This is a genomic window from Pararhodobacter zhoushanensis, assembly GCF_025949695.1.
Classification (GTDB): domain Bacteria; phylum Pseudomonadota; class Alphaproteobacteria; order Rhodobacterales; family Rhodobacteraceae; genus Pararhodobacter; species Pararhodobacter zhoushanensis_A.
In genome coordinates, this window is sequence record NZ_JAPDFL010000001.1 from 2,787,986 (window position 1) to 2,803,792 (window position 15,807).

A 15,807-nucleotide genomic window follows, 5' to 3' on the forward strand; every position below is an offset into this window, starting at 1 on the left:
GTCACCGCGTCGCGGATCAGCTCTTGCGGGCCCACCAGCCCGCACGGCGCGGGCGCGACGGGTCGGTCGCAGGCTCTTCGGCAGCCTCGGCCGGTATCGGCTCGGCGTCGGCTCCCTTGGCGACCGGCGCCTCGACGGCGACTTCCACTGCAGGTGCCTCGACAACTGGCACTTCGACAACGGTCGTTGCCGGTGCCTCAACGGGCGCTTCCGCTGGCACCTCGACCGGCGTTTCCACAGGGGCCTCCGTCGGCGCTTCAACGGGCGCCTCGACGGGCGTTTCGCTGGGCGCTTCAACCGGGGTTTCCACGGGCGTTTCGACCGGTGCTTCAGGCGCTGCGGCTACGGCCTCTGCCGCTTCCGTCTCTGCCTTGGGCTTGCGGCGCGTGCGCGTCCGTTTGCGCGGCGCAGCGGCCTCGGCTTCTGCGGTGACGTCAGCCGGGGCGGCGTCGGCAGCCGGTGCTTCGACCGCGCTCTCGACGGCGGCTTCACCCTCCGCCTCGTCCGCCTTGGGTTTACGGGCCCGCGACCGGCGCTTGCGCACGGGCTTTTCAGCCTCGGCCGGTGCCTCAGCTTCAGCCGGAGCGGCCTCGACGGCCTCTGCCGGTTCCTCAGCCGCTACCGGCTCATCGCCCGTATCGTCCGCGCTCTCGGCGTTGCCCGACTCGTCGTCACCGTTCGACTCATCGTCACCAGTCGACTCGCCGTTCTGACCCCCGCGCCGACGACGCCGACGGCGACGCTTGCGCTTGCTGCCGTCACCCTCGCCCCGGGTATCGCCCGAGTCGTCCGATGCCTCTTCGCGGGTTTCCACGACCGCCTCGGTTTCACCCTCGGCCTCGATCTCGTCTTCGACGTAATCCGCCATGGCGTCATCAACCGAGGACATCGTCTGCGCGTCCAGCGATACCACCGGCGTCGAGGGAACACTCACGATCCGCGTGGCGGTCTTGAACTTCTCGATCGCGTAATCCGGGCTGACCAGCGACGCGTCGCCCTCGATCCGGATCGCCATGCCATAGCGCAGCTCGATCTGCGCCAGATGTTCGCGCTTGGCGTTGAACAGATAGTTCACGATGCCATAGGGCGCCTTGACCAGCACTTCCTTCGAGCGGTTGCGCGTGCCCTCTTCTTCCAGCGCGCGCAGGATCTGCAGCGCCAGAGAATTGTCCGAACGGATCAGGCCGGTGCCGTGGCAATGCGGGCACGGCTGGGTCGTCGCTTCGATCATGCCGGGGCGCAGACGCTGGCGGCTCATCTCCATCAGGCCGAAGCCCGAGATGCGGCCGACCTGAATGCGCGCCCGGTCACTGCGCAGCGCGTCTTTCAGACGCTTCTCGACGGCGGCGTTGTTCTTGCGCTCTTCCATGTCGATGAAATCGATCACGATCAGACCGGCAAGGTCACGCAAACGCAACTGGCGCGCCACTTCGTCCGAGGCTTCGAGGTTGGTCTTCAGCGCGGTATCCTCGATGGACCCTTCACGCGTCGACTTGCCCGAGTTGACGTCGATGGCGACCAGCGCCTCGGTCACGCCGATGACGATGTAACCGCCCGATTTCAGCTGAACCGTCGGATTGAACATCGCCGCCAGATAGCTTTCGACCTGGAAACGCGCAAAGAGCGGCATCGCTTCCTGATAGTGAACGACGCTTTTCGCGTGGGACGGCATGATCATCTGCATGAAGTCCTGCGCGGTGCGGTAGCCCGCCTCGCCTTCAACCAGAACCTCGTCGATGTCCTTGTTATAGAGATCGCGGATCGACCGCTTGATGAGGTTGCCCTCTTCATAGATCGGTGCCGGGGCGATCGAGCGCAGGGTCAGATCGCGGATCTGCTCCCAGACGCGGAACAGGTATTCATAGTCGCGCTTGATCTCGGGCTTGGTGCGGTTGGCACCGGCCGTGCGGATGATCAGGCCCGCGCCCTCGGGCACGTCGAACTCGCCGGCGATTTCCTTGAGCTTCTTGCGATCCGCTGCGTTGGTGATCTTGCGGCTGATGCCACCGCCGCGCGCGGTGTTGGGCATGAGCACGCAATAGCGACCGGCCAGCGACAGATAAGTCGTGAGGGCAGCGCCTTTGTTGCCGCGCTCTTCCTTGACCACCTGGACCAGCATGATCTGCCGGACCTTGATGACTTCCTGGATCTTGTAGCGGCGCGCGCGCGAGCGGCGCTGCGGGCGCACCTCGTCCGAGACATCCTCATCGGCGACCGATTCGATCTGGTCGTCGCGGTCGCTGGCGTTGTCCGCGGCGCGGAACGGCTTCTCGTCGTCGTCGTCGCTGTGGTCTTCGTCGTCGCCGTCGGCCTCTTCTTCCAGCTCGACGATATCCATCGCGCCATAGGTGCGCAGCTCGGTGCCTTCGGCTTGAGCCGCCATCGGTGCCCTGGGCTCTACGTCAGTGGCAGGCGTTTCAGCCGCCGGGGCGTCAACGGCAGCGGGCTCGGCGACCGGGGCCTCTTCAACCACCGGCGCTTGCGCTGCGTCCGCAGTGTTGTCGATGGCAGACCCGGACAGAGCCTCCTGTTGGGCATCCGCGGCGGGCTGATCCTCGGCCTGATCTTCGGTGGTGGCGTCGCTGTTGGCTTCGCCTTTGGCGGGCTTGTCATCGCCACGGCGGCGGCGCGACGAGCGGCGGTTGCCCTCATCGTCTTGATCGCGGGCCATGGCGCGCTCTTCTTCAAGCAGCGCTTTGCGGTCCGCGACGGGGATCTGATAGTAATCCGGGTGGATCTCGGCAAAGGCCAGAAAGCCGTGACGGTTGCCGCCGTAATCGACGAACGCCGCCTGCAACGAGGGTTCGACCCGCGTGACCTTGGCTAGATAGATGTTACCGGCAAGTTGCCGTTTGTGGATGGTTTCAAAATCAAATTCCTCGACTTTGTTGCCGTCCAGAACCACGACGCGGGTTTCTTCCGCGTGCGTGGCGTCGATGAGGAGTTTCTTTCCCATGGTGTCTCGCTGCCCCGCGCGCCACATCGCCCGGTCCGGAGGGACCGCGCGCCTGAGCATCGGGGGGTAAGGTGGGGGCAATGCCATGCGACAGCGGACGGAGGGCGGCGATTTCGCGCGTCCCGTTCACGTTCCAAGCTGATGCACAGTCTGGCATCGCGGTTGCAGGCTCCGACGCTGCCTGTTGCAGGCAGCGCCCTTTAAAGTCCGGGCCGACACGAGGGTCTGACCGGGCAATCCGACGGCTTTGAGGGCCGATCCCGCCCAAATCTCACCTTGCGGGAGAGTTGAGCCATGAATTTCGCGCAACAGTCGCGTGACAGGTTGCTAACTTAGCATAGGGGGGAAGCGGACTACTGTTCAATGGGTAAAATGCGACAGGTCCTGATGAGGCCACGCGTCCCTCGTCACGCCAGCCAAGAAAAAGAAGGGGGGCCAGCCCCCTCTGCGCCAGGGCGCATTCACCCCCGGGATACTTGGAGACAGAAAATGAGCATGGTTAACGAAACGTTAAGCACATTGTCTGTCTGAAAATATCAACGGGGGGGTGTCCAGAGGGGGCGCCATTGGAACGCCATTGATCCGAGAGACAATGGCGACGGGGGCCGGAAGCCCCCCGCCTTACGTGCTCAGACGTAGTCAGCCCGGCTGAGGCCGTATTTCGCCATCTTCTCGTTCAGCGTCCGGCGCGGCAGGCAGAGTTCTTCCATCACCGCGACGATCGAGCCCTTGTGGCGCCGCATCGTGTTGTCGATCAGCGTACGCTCGAACGCTTCCACATAGTCCTTCAGCGGCTTGCCTTCGGTGGTCAGCGCGCCGCCGGATGCCTCGTTCTCGGCCATCACCAAAGACACCACCGAGCCCGACCCACGCCGGTTCTGCAACACCGCCTGTTCGGCGATCGAGATCAGCTGGCGGATGTTTCCCGGCCAGGGTGCCTGCAGCAGATAAGCCGCGTCCTGTGCGCTCAGGTCCGGCGACGGACAGCCGTATTCTTCCGAATAATCCGTGGCATAGCTTTTGAACAGCGCCAGGATATCCTCACCGCGGGTGCGCAGGGGCGGCAGGGTCAGTTTCATCGCGGCCAGCCGGTAGTACAGATCCGGGCGCAGCACGTCTTCCAGCGTTCGTCCCGGCCCGTGGTCGTTACAGATCGCCACGATTCGCGTCGCGGGCGGTGCGGGCTGGTCATTGATGAAGGTCAGAAGCCGCCCTTGCAGCGCCGGGCTCAGCGCCTCGACGTCCTCAAGGCAGAGCGTACCGCCGCGGGCTTCTTCAACCAGCGGCAACCCTCCCAGCGCAACCGGGCCGAACAGCCGCGCGGCCAGCGCGTCATCCTCGACCCCGGCGCAGGAGACGCTGACGAACTTGCGCCCGGCGCGCGGGCCGACAGCGTGCAGCGCATGCGCCACCAGCGTCTTGCCGGTGCCGGTTTCACCGTCGATCAGCACGTGACCATCGGCCTGCCCGTAATCCAGCAGATCTTCACGCAGGCGCACCATTTCCGACGAGTTGCCGACGAGGCGGCGCATCAGCGTGCTGCCATCGGCCAATTCGTTGCGCAGCGCCCGGCTTTCCAGCGCCAGCGCGCGCGCCTTCAGGGCGGCGCGGGCCAGATCGGCCATGCGTTCGGGATCAAAGGGTTTCTCCAGAAAATCCCACGCCCCCAGCCGCATCGCCTCGACCGCCATCGGCACGTCGCCATGCCCGGTGATCAGGATCACCGGCAGCGTCGCGTCCAGCCCCATCAGCCTCTTGAGCAGCGCCATGCCGTCCATGCCGGGCATGCGGATGTCGCTGACCACGATGCCGGGGAAATCCGGCCCCAGAACCGACAGGGCCTCTTCGGCGCTGGCGTAGGTTTCGGGCTGGAATCCCGACAACGACAGCCATTGGCTGATCGAGGCGCGCATGTCCTGTTCGTCGTCGATGATGACAATCCGCGTGGGGCTGCGCAGGGCCTGGGCCGTGGCGGGCGCGACGGCGCTCTCTGGGGCGCTCATGAAAGGTCTCCGTGTGATCTCAAATTCATAGTCTCTCTGTCGGTCAGTGCGTGCAGGGTGCAGCGCACAGGCTGCGTGTATACCACGTCATGCAACGGTTTGTCCGGCGTTCACCAGCACGGGTAACGCAATCTCGAACGCGGCGCCGCCTTCGGGCAGGTTATGAGCGGTCAGCCGACCGCCATGGTCGGCGATAATGCCCGACGAAATGGCCAGCCCAAGGCCGACCCCCTCGCCCGGTTTCTTGGACGTGTAGAAGGGCTCGAAGATCTTTTCGATCTCGGCGATCCCTGCCCCGTTGTCGCGGATGGTCAGCGTGACGGTGTCGCCCTGCGTCAGCAGGATCTCGATCTGCGGCGCATTGGCCTGACGGGTTGCATCGACGGCGTTGCGCATCAGGTTGATGATCACCTGTTCCAGCCGCAGCCGGTCGCCCATCACCATGGTCGGGTCTTTGGGCAGCGTGCGCACCACCAGCACCCGGCGTTCGCGCAGGCGCGGTTCCATCATCGCCAGGGCCTCGGTCACCGAGGACCGCAGGTCCAGGGGCGCAAAGGCGTCGCCCCCCTTGCGCGCAAAGCTTTTCAGCTGGCGGGTGATCGCGCCCATGCGGTCGATCAGGTCATCGATGCGCTGGAAACTGACCAGCGCCTCTTCCGAGCGCCGCCGGGTCAGCAACAGCCGCGCCCCGGCCAGATAGGTCTTCATTGCCGCAAGCGGTTGATTGAGCTCATGGCTGACCGCGGCCGACATCTCGCCCAGCACCGCCAGTTTCGAGGATTGCACCAGCGTCTGTTCCGCAACATGCAGTTCTTCCTGCACCTTTTCGCGCGCCGCAATCTCGCGTTGCAGGCGCAGGTTCAGCTGGCGCAGCTCGACCGATTCCTGCTCGAACCGCGCGGATTGCGACCACGCGCGGCGCGAGAAGATATAGAACACCATCGCCAGCAGCAGTGCGAGATCCCATGATGATCAGCGCCAGAACGCCGTTCACCTTCTCGCGCACGCCGTCATAGGTGGTGAAGCTGATCAGCCGCCAGCCGCGATGCTGCACGCGGCTCTCGGACCGCAGAACCGCTTCGTTCGACAAGAACGCATCCGGCCCGCGCCCGGCCAGATCGGCCGTGTAGCGCAGCGCCCATTCGATGGCCGAAGGCGCGTCGCGCAGCTCAAGGGCTTCGCCCTCGGTCCGGCCGCGCCAGCGCGGCTCGGTTGCCAGAATGATCCGGCCTTCGCTGTCCAGAAGTGCGACGGCATCCGAGAACCCGGCCCACGAGCGTTCGAACTTGGCCAGATCGACCTCGACCGTGACCACGCCCAGCACCTGCCCGTTCGCGCGCAAAGCCCGCGAGTAGCCAAAGCCATAGCCACCGGAATCGCGGGGCTGAACGGCAAAGATCGTGTCATTGGCGCGGCGTGCTTCGATGAACAGCGATTCCGAGGTGCGGGTCACGCCAAGCCGGTTGCGGTCCGTCGCAGCAACAACCCGGCCCGAGATATCGAGAAGTTCGATCGATGCGGCACCAACCTCGGATTGCAGGCCGATCAGCAGCTGCGAGATCGAGGCGTAATTGCCATTCTGCAGGGCTTCGCGCAGGACCGGGTCGCGGGCCAGCAGGATCGGCACGATCTGCGTGCGCTGCATTTCGGCTTCGATGTTGCCTGCGTACAAGACCAGCCGCAATTCGGCCCGGTTGCGCGTGTCGACGGTAAAGCTTTCGCTCAACCAGTCGTCCATGACCCAGACAACGGCGACGGCGATCACCAGCAATACACCAACGACAGCCTTGCCCCATGCTGGCATGCCGCTGCGCAATGCTGCCAAGGGGGCAGATAGTCGGGTCTCGTCCGTCATGGCGCCAATCTATGCGGCGAAACGGGCGGCCTCAAGCCGCGCCGGGGCGCGCGCACGTCAGGTAAGCGCCAAGGCGCCCATCAAGCCGTCAAACATCGCCATGCCATCCGTGCCGCCGTGCTCAGCGCTGATCGCGCGCTCAGGGTGCGGCATCAGGCCCAGCACGCGACGGTTTTCCGACAGAATGCCGGCGATGCTGTCCATGGACCCGTTGATGTTCTGCGCATACCGGAACGCCACGCGATCCTCGCCTGACAGGCGCAGCAGCGTTTCGGGGTCAGCCTGATAGTTGCCGTCATGGTGGGCAACCGGGATCACTGCCGTGTCGCCAAGGCTGTAGCCCCGGGTAAAGGCACTGTCGGTGGTGGTCACCCGCAGCTCTACGGGCTTGCAGATGAACTTGAGCCCGGCATTGCGCATCAGCACACCCGGCAGCAGGCCGGTTTCCACCAGCACCTGAAAGCCGTTGCAGACGCCCAGAACATAGCCGCCACGCTCGGCGTGTTTGATCACGGCCTTGGCGATGGGCGAATGCGCCGCAATCGCACCGCAGCGCAGGTAGTCGCCAAACGAGAAGCCGCCGGGGATGCCGACGATATCGATGCCCTCGGGCAGCGCGGCATCCTTGTGCCAGACCCGCGTGACCTCGGCCCCTGCCGCCTCGAAGGCAACGGCAAGGTCGCGGTCGCAGTTGGAGCCCGGAAAGGTGATGACGGCAGCTTTCATGCGCGCCTCCGCTGGTGTGATGATGGCCTTCCTTACTGCGCCGGGACGCCGGGGGAAAGAGGCTTTGGCCGGCTTTGCTCAGGCACCAGCACACCCTGCCCTGCAGTTTCCCTGTGTGGCAGGCATATCAGTGTGACTGTCACGTTGCGAACGCGTCAGATAGTCCTAAGGTGGCATATCGCCACTTTTTGCAGCGTGCTTACATGCTGCCATCCTAAGGGAGGGATTCATGACCAAGGTTACTTTGACCGTGAACGGCAAGTCGATGTCGGGCGAGGCCGAAGGCCGCACGCTGCTCGCCTCGTTTCTGCGCGACACGCTGGGCCTGACCGGTACCCATATCGGCTGCGACACCAGCCAATGCGGCGCGTGCGTCGTGCATCTGGACGGCAAGGCGGTGAAAAGCTGCACCCTGCTGGCGATGGATGCCGATGGCGGCACTGTCACTACGATCGAGGGCATGGCCAACGCCGATGGCTCGCTGAACACGATCCAGCAGGCGTTTCAGGACCACCACGGCCTGCAATGCGGCTTTTGCACGCCGGGCATGGTGATGTCGGCCTCGGCCCTGCTGGCAGAGAACCCCAAACCGACTGAATCCGAGATCCGTCATTACCTCGAAGGCAACATCTGTCGCTGCACGGGCTACCACAACATCGTCAAGGCGGTGCTAGCAGCGTCAGGACAGGATGCCAACGTCATGGCCGCCGAGTGACCGCCCTGCGCAAACTCGCCCTTGCCGCAGCGCTTGCCTGTCTGCCTGCGCTGGCACAGGCCGATGGGTTTTACACCAGCGACATGGGCGAAGGCGGTGCACCGGACGCCTGCATCGCGCGGGCCGAGCGTTCGTTGAGCGGCTATATCAGGGAAGCGCAGAACGCCGGGGCGACGATGGCCACGGGTTCGTGGTCGGTGGATGCCTACCATCTGCAACCCGGCGACGTGTCGGTGCAGATCGCCTGCCCTTACCGCGATTCGCATGTCTCGGCTGCGCTGGTAACCGCGTTCAGCACCGGGCCGGAATCCGACCGCATCGCAGCCGTTGAGGCCATTGTGCAGCGCTGGAATACGCCCGGTCAGCAAGGCGACGTGCGCGATCCGGGTTCACCGGGCAAATGATCCCGGCCCCGGCTGCGCCCCACGCGGGAAGGCCGGAGCCGACAAGACGTGAACCGTAGGCCGCAGGCCTGCACGCAGAGTTTCAGGGAGGAAACTATGCCCAAAGACGGTGGCATTGGCGCCAGCTCCAAGCGGCGCGAGGATATTCGCTTTTTGACCGGTCGCGGCAACTATACCGACGATCTCAGCCTGCACGGCCAGACCTATGCCGTGTTCTGCCGCTCGACCGTGGCGCATGGGCGTATCGTGTCCATAGACACGAAAGCCACGGCAGAGATGCCCGGCGTGCTCGCAGTCTTCACGGGGGAGGATTTCAAGGACGTCGGCGGGAACCCTGCGGGCTGGCTGATCAACAGCCGCGACGGCACGCCGATGCGCGAGCCCAAGCGCCCGGTTCTGGCCCATGGCAAGGTCCGCCACGTCGGTGACGCCTATGCCGCCGTGATCGCCGAGACCTACGCCCAGGCCAAGGACGCCGCCGAGCAACTGGCCGCCGATACCGAGATCGAAGAACTCTCGCCCATCGTCGACATGGCACGCGCCGTCGCCAATGCGGACAACCGGGTGCATGACGAAATCCCCGACAACCTGTGCTTCGACTGGGGCTGGATCGAGGATAACCGCGCCGCCGTGGACGCTGCCATCAAGGCCGCCCCCCATGTCACCACGCTGGAGCTGATCAACAACCGTCTGGTCCCCAACGCGATGGAGCCGCGCGCCTCGATCGGCGAGTATTTCCCCGGCACCGGCGATTACAAACTGACCACCACGTCGCAGAACCCGCACCTGACGCGGCTTCTGGTCTCGGCCTTTGTCATGGGTATCCCCGAGAACAAGCTGACCGTGATCGCCCCCGATGTGGGCGGTGGTTTTGGGTCCAAGATCTATCACTACGGCGAAGAAGCGCTGGTTCTGGCCGCCGCGCGCAAACTGGCCCGCCCGGTGCGCTGGACAGCGGAACGTTCGGAAAGCTTTCTGTCCGACGCGCATGGCCGCGACCACCTGACCAAGATCGAACTGGCGACGGATCTCGAGGGCAATTTCCTTGCCATCCGCACCGAAACGCTGGCCAATGTCGGCGCGTATCTGTCGAACTTCTCGACCGCCACGCCGACGTTCCTGCATGGCACGCTGATGGCCGGACCCTACACGGTGCCGAATGTCTATGTGAACGTGAAAGCCGTGTTCACCAACACCGCCCCCGTCGACGCCTATCGCGGCGCGGGCCGGCCCGAGGCGACCTACTCGCTGGAGCGCGTCATCGACAAGATGTGCCGCGAGCTGAACCTCAATCCGTTCGAGGTCCGCCGCAAAAATTTCATCACGCCGGACATGTTCCCCTACGCCACCCCGGTCGGGCTGAACTATGACACCGGCAACCACGGCGCGACGCTCGACAAGGCCATGCAGATGGCCAATGTCGCCGGGTTCGAGGCCCGCGTCGCCGACAGCGCCAAACGCGGCAAGCTGCGCGGCATGGGGCTGTCGACCTGGGTCGAGGCCTGCGGACTGGCACCGTCTCATCTGGCGGGTGTGCTGGGATCGCGGGTTGGCCTCTATGAGGCCGCCACTGTGCGCGTCAACGCCACCGGCAACATCAGCGTGATGACCGGTGCCCATAGCCACGGGCAAGGGCATGAGACGGTCTTCGCGCAGCTGGTGTCCGAGCGGCTGGGCATTCCCGAATCGTCGATCGAGATTGTCCACGGCGATACGTCGAAGATCCCGTTCGGCATGGGCTCGTATGGCTCGCGTTCGCTGTCGGTCGGCGGCTCGGCCATCGACCGGGCGGTCGACAAGATCGTCGCCAAGGGCAAGAAGATCGCCGCCCATATGCTCGAAGCCGCCGAGGACGACATCGTCTTTGCCAACGGCAACTTCACCGTGGCGGGCACCGACAAGGCGAAAAGCTTTGGCGAAATCGCCTTCTCGGCCTATGTCCCGCACAACTACCCGCTGGAAACGCTGGAACCGGGGCTGGAAGAGACCGCCTTCTACGATCCGGGCAACTTCACCTATCCTGCCGGGGCCTATCTGTGCGAGGTCGAGGTCGACGCCGATACCGGCCGCGTCGAGGTCGCCGAATTCATCTGCGCCGATGATTTCGGCAATGTGGTCAACCCGATGATCGTTGAAGGTCAGGTGCATGGCGGCGTCGGTCAGGGCATCGGCCAGGCGCTGTGCGAGAACACGACCTATGACGAGAACGGTCAGCTCGTCTCGGCGTCCTATATGGACTACGCCATGCCGCGCGCCGATGATGTGCCGTTCTACACTGTCGATCACAGCTGCCAGACGCCCTGCACCCATAACCCGCTAGGGGTGAAGGGCTGCGGCGAGGCTGGGGCGATCGGATCGCCCCCCGCAGTGGTCAACGCGGTTATCGACGCGCTGCACCGGGGCGGTTACAGTCACGTCAAACACATCGACATGCCCGTGACGCCGTCGCGCGTCTGGGCCGCCATGCAGGCGAAATAAGGGAGCCACGGCATGTATAATTTTGACTTTGTGAAACCATCCAGTGTTGCGGAAGCCGTCAAGGCGCTCAGCGATGACGAGGCGCAGCCGCTCTCGGGCGGGCAAACCCTGCTGCCGTCGATGAAACAGCGCCTCAACGCGCCCGGGACGCTGGTCTCGCTGACCGGCATCGCCGAGCTGAAGGGCGTCAAGCGTGAGGGCGACACGCTGGTGATCGGCGCGGCCACGCTGCACGCCACCGTGGCGAAAGAGGCCGCCGCGCATTACCCGGCGCTGGCGGAACTGGCGGGGCAGATCGGCGACCCGGCCGTGCGCAACCGCGGCACCATCGGCGGCTCGCTGGCCAACAATGACCCCTCGGCCTGCTATCCGGCGGCGGTGCTGGCCTCGGGCGCAACGATTGTCACGTCGAACCGCGAGATTGCGGCGGATGATTATTTTCAGGGCATGTTCACCACGGCGCTGGAACCCGGCGAGATCATCACCGCTGTCCGCTTCCCGATCCCGCAGAAGGCGGCCTATGCCAAGTTCCTGCAACCGGCCTCACGTTTCGCGCTGACCGGGGCGTTCGTCGCGCAATACGCCGATGGCGTGCGCGTCGCGATCACGGGTGCCTCCGAGGGCGGCGTGTTCCGCTGGTCCGAGGGTGAGGCGGCGCTGTCGTCCAACTTCTCGGCCGATGCGCTCAAAGGCATGGCGGGTGAGGCTGACGGCATGATCGGCGACCTGCACGGCACGCCTGCCTACCGCGCGCATCTGGTGGGCGTCATGACGCGCCGGGCAGTGTCGGCGGCGCACTGACCGGCGGGTATCGCACCCTGCAGGTGCGGCGCTCGGGGGCATCGAGCCCCCTCGCGCCGCGTGGGTTGCCACCCACGCCCGCTTCAAGGGGGACGCACGCGCCCCCTTGAAAATCCCCCGTGGATATTTGCAGACAGATGATGAGGCGTGGTTAACGAACCCTTATCATCTGTCCTTAAATATCCTGGGGGGTGAATTGGCCGTCAGGCCAAGAGGGGGGCAAGGCCCCCCTTCCCGGTTTCCATCGGTGCTGGCGACGCAGGCTTTCCGCCACGGCGACGCCTCATTCCGGTCCCTCACTGTCGCTAGTGCAACCATGCAACGCCACCGACTTGGGGAGCGTTAGCGCCCACACGCGCTTGTGAAATAATCTTGCGCGGGGTATGCAGCAACGGCACGAAAACATCGGGCGGCGCCTCGCCCGGCCCTTGCAATGGAGGACCAACGTGAAGATCGGGGCACCGAGAGAAATTTACCCGGGTGAAAACCGGGTCGCCATGACGCCGGATTCGGCGTTACTGCTGCAAAAGCTGGGGCATAGCTGCATCATCGAGGCCGGAGCGGGTGCCGCTTCGGGCTTTGAAGACGCCGCGTATGCTGCCGCCGGGGTTGAGATTGTCCCCACGGCCGAGGCCCTTTTCGAGACCGCGGATGTGGTCGTCAAGGTCCGCGAGGCGAAGATCGAAGAGCTCGGCCGTCTGCGCGCCGACCAGACGCTGATCGCGTTCTTCTGGCCAGCCCAGAACCCTGAAATGCTGGACCTGGCCAAGCAGCGCGGCACCACCGTCGTTGCGATGGACATGGTCCCGCGGATCAGCCGCGCGCAGAAGATGGATGCGCTGTCGTCGATGGCCAATATCGCCGGCTACCGCGCGGTGATCGAGGCGGGCAACAACTTTGGCCGCTTCTTCACCGGTCAGGTGACCGCTGCGGGCAAGGTCCCCCCCGCCAAGGTGCTGATCGTCGGCGCCGGTGTTGCCGGTCTGGCGGCCATCGGTACTGCGACCTCGCTGGGCGCGATCACCATGGCGTTCGACGTTCGCCCCGAAGTGGCCGAGCAGATCGAATCGATGGGTGCGTCCTTCGTCTATCTGGACTTTGAAGAGGCTCAGGACGGCGCTGCGACCGGCGGGTATGCCGCCCCCTCCAGCCCTGAGTTCCGCGAAAAGCAGTTGGCGAAATTTCGCGAACTGGCTCCCGACGTCGACATCGTCATCACCACCGCCCTGATCCCCGGACGCCCGGCCCCCAAGCTGTGGACCGAGGACATGGTGGCGCTGATGAAGCGCGGCTCGGTCGTGGTTGACCTTGCCGCCGAGCGTGGCGGCAACTGCGATCTGACGGTGCCGGACGAGAAGATCGTCAGCGCCAATGGCGTGACGATCATCGGCTACACCGACTTCCCCAGCCGGATGGGCACACAGGCCTCGACGCTTTATTCCAACAATATCCGTCACATGCTGGCTGATCTTACGCCCGGAAAAGACGGCGTCATCGTTCATAACATGGAAGATGACGTGATCCGCGGCGCGACCGTGGCGCATGGGGGTGAGATCACCTTCCCGCCGCCGCCGCCCAAGGTGAAGGCCATCGCGGCGGCCAAGCCCAAGGAGAAGGCCAAGGAGCTGACCGTTGAAGAACGGCGCGCTGCCGAGGTTGCGGCGTTCAAGGCGCAGACCAAGAGCCAGTTCACGCTGCTTGGCGTCGGTGGTGGCCTTCTGCTGCTTGCCGGGTTCTTTGCCCCCGCCAGCTTCATGTCGCACTTCATCGTCTTCGTGCTGGCCTGCTTCGTCGGTTTTCAGGTCATCTGGAATGTCAGTCATTCGCTGCACACGCCGCTGATGGCCGTGACCAATGCGATCTCGTCGATCATCATTCTGGGTGCCCTGATGCAGATCGGTTCGGGCAGCTGGCTGGTGGTGATCCTTGCGGCGCTGGCGGTGTTCATGGCCGGGATCAACATCTTTGGTGGCTTCATGGTCACCCGGCGCATGCTTGCCATGTTCCAGAAATCGTAAGGAGAGGCAGCCATGGAATACGGTTTTACCACGGCAGCCTATGTCGTTGCCGCCGTTCTGTTCATTCTCAGCCTCGGCGGGCTGTCCGGGCAGGAAAGCGCCAAGCGCGCGGTCTGGTACGGGATTGTGGGCATGGGGCTGGCGGTACTCGCCACGCTTTATGGACCCGGTGCCGGAAACTGGCTGATCTCGGTCATCATGATCGCGGTTGGGGGCGGGATCGGCTGGGTCGTTGCGCAGCGCGTGCAGATGACCGAGATGCCGCAGCTTGTGGCCGCGATGCACAGCCTCGTCGGTCTGGCGGCGGTGTTCATCGGCTTCAACGGCCATATCGAGATGGTCCGCGTCGCTGGTCTGCACGACGATCCGGCGGCGCTGGCAGCACTGACCGGGTTTGCGGCGACGGTTGCCCACAAGACGGCAGCCGAGATCGCGGTGCTGAAGATCGAGGTGTTCCTCGGGGTCTTCATTGGCGCGGTGACCTTCACCGGATCGGTCATTGCTTACGGCAAGCTGGCGGGCAAGGTTGACGGCAAGGCGGCCAAGCTGCCCGGCGGGCACATGCTCAACGCCGGTGCGGCGCTGATCTCGGCCATCCTGCTGGTGCTCTACTTCCAGGGCGCGGGCAGCTGGTCGCTCTTGTTGATGACGCTCTTGGCGTTCTTCATCGGCTATCACCTGATCATGGGCATCGGCGGCGCCGATATGCCGGTGGTCGTGTCGATGCTCAACAGCTACTCGGGCTGGGCCGCCGCGGCGATCGGCTTCTCGCTGTCCAACGATCTGCTGATCGTGGTCGGCGCGCTGGTCGGCTCGTCGGGCGCGATCCTGTCCTACATCATGTGCAAGGCGATGAACCGTTCGTTCATCTCGGTGATCCTGGGCGGCTTTGGCGGCACCACGGGCCCGGCGATGGAGATCGAGGGCGAACAGATCGCCATCGACGCCGACGGTGTGGCGGCGGCGCTGAATGAGGCGGACAGCATCATCATCGTGCCGGGCTATGGCATGGCGGTGGCGCAGGCCCAGCAGGCGGTCAGCGAACTGACCCGCAAGCTGCGCGCCAAGGGCAAGAACGTCCGTTTCGCCATCCACCCGGTGGCGGGCCGCCTGCCCGGCCATATGAACGTGCTGCTGGCCGAAGCCAAGGTTCCCTATGACATCGTTCTGGAAATGGACGAGATCAACGAGGACTTCCCGACCACCGACGTGGTGATCGTGATCGGCTCGAACGACATCGTGAACCCCGCCGCGCAGGAAGACCCCAACAGTCCGATCGCCGGGATGCCGGTGCTCGAAGTCTGGCGCGCCAAGCAGGTCTTTGTGTCCAAGCGCGGTCAGGGCACGGGCTATTCGGGCATCGAGAACCCGCTGTTCTATAAAGAGAACACGCGCATGTTCTACGGCGACGCGAAGAAGTCATTGGATGGCCTGATGCCGATGATCGACTGATCTGGCTGACAAACCGAAAAAGGGGGGCAATCGCCCCCCTTTTTTAGGTGCTGTCAGTTGCGGTCAGGCCAGCGTGATCCCCACGATCACCAGCATCAGCCCCAGCACCGACACGAACAGCGACGCCATGTTCCAGACGACACCCTTTTGCAGCGCCTTGCGCAGCGTCGCGTCGTCCAGTCCCGAGCGGCGCACGCGCAGCACGTAGACCACGCAGGCGATCAGCCCGACAACGCCCAGCAGTGTCACCACCGCCCCTGCCCAGATCATCAGATCGCCCATTGCCATCGCCGTCTCCTTTTCGCTCGCCGCCCCTTACCGCGCCCGGCCCGGCCCGGCAAGCATCTTGCCCCGCCTCCGGTGCAAGGCTAGGAACAACGGGTCCAAAGACCGATCCAA

General features: G+C 64.7%; 10 protein-coding genes and 1 pseudogene. 6 read left to right on the top strand and 5 right to left on the bottom strand.

All coding sequences use genetic code 11. From position 1 onward, the window contains the following. Positions 1-16 precede the first annotated feature (16 nt). The 4 genes and pseudogenes from OKW52_RS13990 to purQ form a co-directional block, all read right to left on the bottom strand. Positions 17-2,956: an Rne/Rng family ribonuclease gene (locus OKW52_RS13990; protein WP_264506266.1), complete on the bottom strand. Its 2,940-nt coding sequence runs from the start codon at positions 2,954-2,956 to the stop codon at positions 17-19. Between the two features lie 629 nt (positions 2,957-3,585). After that, on the bottom strand, positions 3,586-4,959 hold the full coding sequence (locus OKW52_RS13995; RefSeq protein ID WP_264506267.1) for a sigma-54-dependent transcriptional regulator: 1,374 nt from the start codon (positions 4,957-4,959) through the stop codon (positions 3,586-3,588). An 87-nt stretch (positions 4,960-5,046) separates the two neighbouring features. After that, a pseudogene (locus tag OKW52_RS14000) lies at positions 5,047-6,763 on the bottom strand (sensor histidine kinase). A gap of 108 nt (positions 6,764-6,871) precedes the next feature. Beyond that, entirely contained in the window at positions 6,872-7,540 is a 669-nt protein-coding gene (purQ, locus tag OKW52_RS14005) for a phosphoribosylformylglycinamidine synthase subunit PurQ (RefSeq protein ID WP_264506268.1), read from the bottom strand. A gap of 229 nt (positions 7,541-7,769) precedes the next feature. On the opposite strand from purQ, the gene OKW52_RS14010 reads away from it, so the two are divergent. The 6 genes from OKW52_RS14010 (at position 7,770) to OKW52_RS14035 (ending at position 15,408) form a co-directional block, all read left to right on the top strand. Then, complete coding sequence (locus OKW52_RS14010) at positions 7,770-8,255, top strand: (2Fe-2S)-binding protein (RefSeq protein ID WP_264506269.1); 486 nt, start codon at positions 7,770-7,772, stop codon at positions 8,253-8,255. Beyond that, a complete protein-coding gene (locus OKW52_RS14015; protein WP_264506270.1) occupies positions 8,252-8,659 on the top strand; it encodes a hypothetical protein in 408 nt (135 codons plus the stop codon). The genes OKW52_RS14010 and OKW52_RS14015 overlap by 4 nt, the downstream gene beginning before the upstream one ends. Before the next feature lie 96 nt (positions 8,660-8,755). Then, positions 8,756-11,137, top strand: coding sequence for a xanthine dehydrogenase family protein molybdopterin-binding subunit (locus tag OKW52_RS14020; protein WP_264506271.1), 2,382 nt, complete (start codon positions 8,756-8,758; stop codon positions 11,135-11,137). A gap of 12 nt (positions 11,138-11,149) precedes the next feature. Further along, complete coding sequence (locus OKW52_RS14025; RefSeq protein WP_264506272.1) at positions 11,150-11,938, top strand: FAD binding domain-containing protein; 789 nt, start codon at positions 11,150-11,152, stop codon at positions 11,936-11,938. Between the two features lie 446 nt (positions 11,939-12,384). Continuing rightward, the gene (locus OKW52_RS14030; protein ID WP_264506273.1) at positions 12,385-13,956 is read left to right on the top strand and encodes a Re/Si-specific NAD(P)(+) transhydrogenase subunit alpha; all 1,572 of its coding nucleotides are present in this window, start codon (positions 12,385-12,387) and stop codon (positions 13,954-13,956) included. Positions 13,957-13,968: 12 nt separating this feature from the next. Next, positions 13,969-15,408: an NAD(P)(+) transhydrogenase (Re/Si-specific) subunit beta gene (locus OKW52_RS14035; protein ID WP_264506274.1), complete on the top strand. Its 1,440-nt coding sequence runs from the start codon at positions 13,969-13,971 to the stop codon at positions 15,406-15,408. 63 nt (positions 15,409-15,471) lie between these two features. On the opposite strand, the gene OKW52_RS14040 is transcribed toward OKW52_RS14035, so the two are convergent. Continuing rightward, complete coding sequence (locus OKW52_RS14040; protein ID WP_264506275.1) at positions 15,472-15,696, bottom strand: hypothetical protein; 225 nt, start codon at positions 15,694-15,696, stop codon at positions 15,472-15,474. Between the last annotated feature and the right edge of the window lie 111 nt (positions 15,697-15,807).

Coding starts and splice junctions, on each gene's coding strand:
- OKW52_RS13990 (WP_264506266.1), bottom strand. CDS start 2,956: ATGGGAAAGAAACTCCTCATCGACGCCACGCACGCGGAAGAAACCCGC.
- OKW52_RS13995 (WP_264506267.1), bottom strand. CDS start 4,959: ATGAGCGCCCCAGAGAGCGCCGTCGCGCCCGCCACGGCCCAGGCCCTG.
- purQ (WP_264506268.1), bottom strand. CDS start 7,540: ATGAAAGCTGCCGTCATCACCTTTCCGGGCTCCAACTGCGACCGCGAC.
- OKW52_RS14010 (WP_264506269.1), top strand. CDS start 7,770: ATGACCAAGGTTACTTTGACCGTGAACGGCAAGTCGATGTCGGGCGAG.
- OKW52_RS14020 (WP_264506271.1), top strand. CDS start 8,756: ATGCCCAAAGACGGTGGCATTGGCGCCAGCTCCAAGCGGCGCGAGGAT.
- OKW52_RS14025 (WP_264506272.1), top strand. CDS start 11,150: ATGTATAATTTTGACTTTGTGAAACCATCCAGTGTTGCGGAAGCCGTC.
- OKW52_RS14035 (WP_264506274.1), top strand. CDS start 13,969: ATGGAATACGGTTTTACCACGGCAGCCTATGTCGTTGCCGCCGTTCTG.
- OKW52_RS14040 (WP_264506275.1), bottom strand. CDS start 15,696: ATGGCAATGGGCGATCTGATGATCTGGGCAGGGGCGGTGGTGACACTG.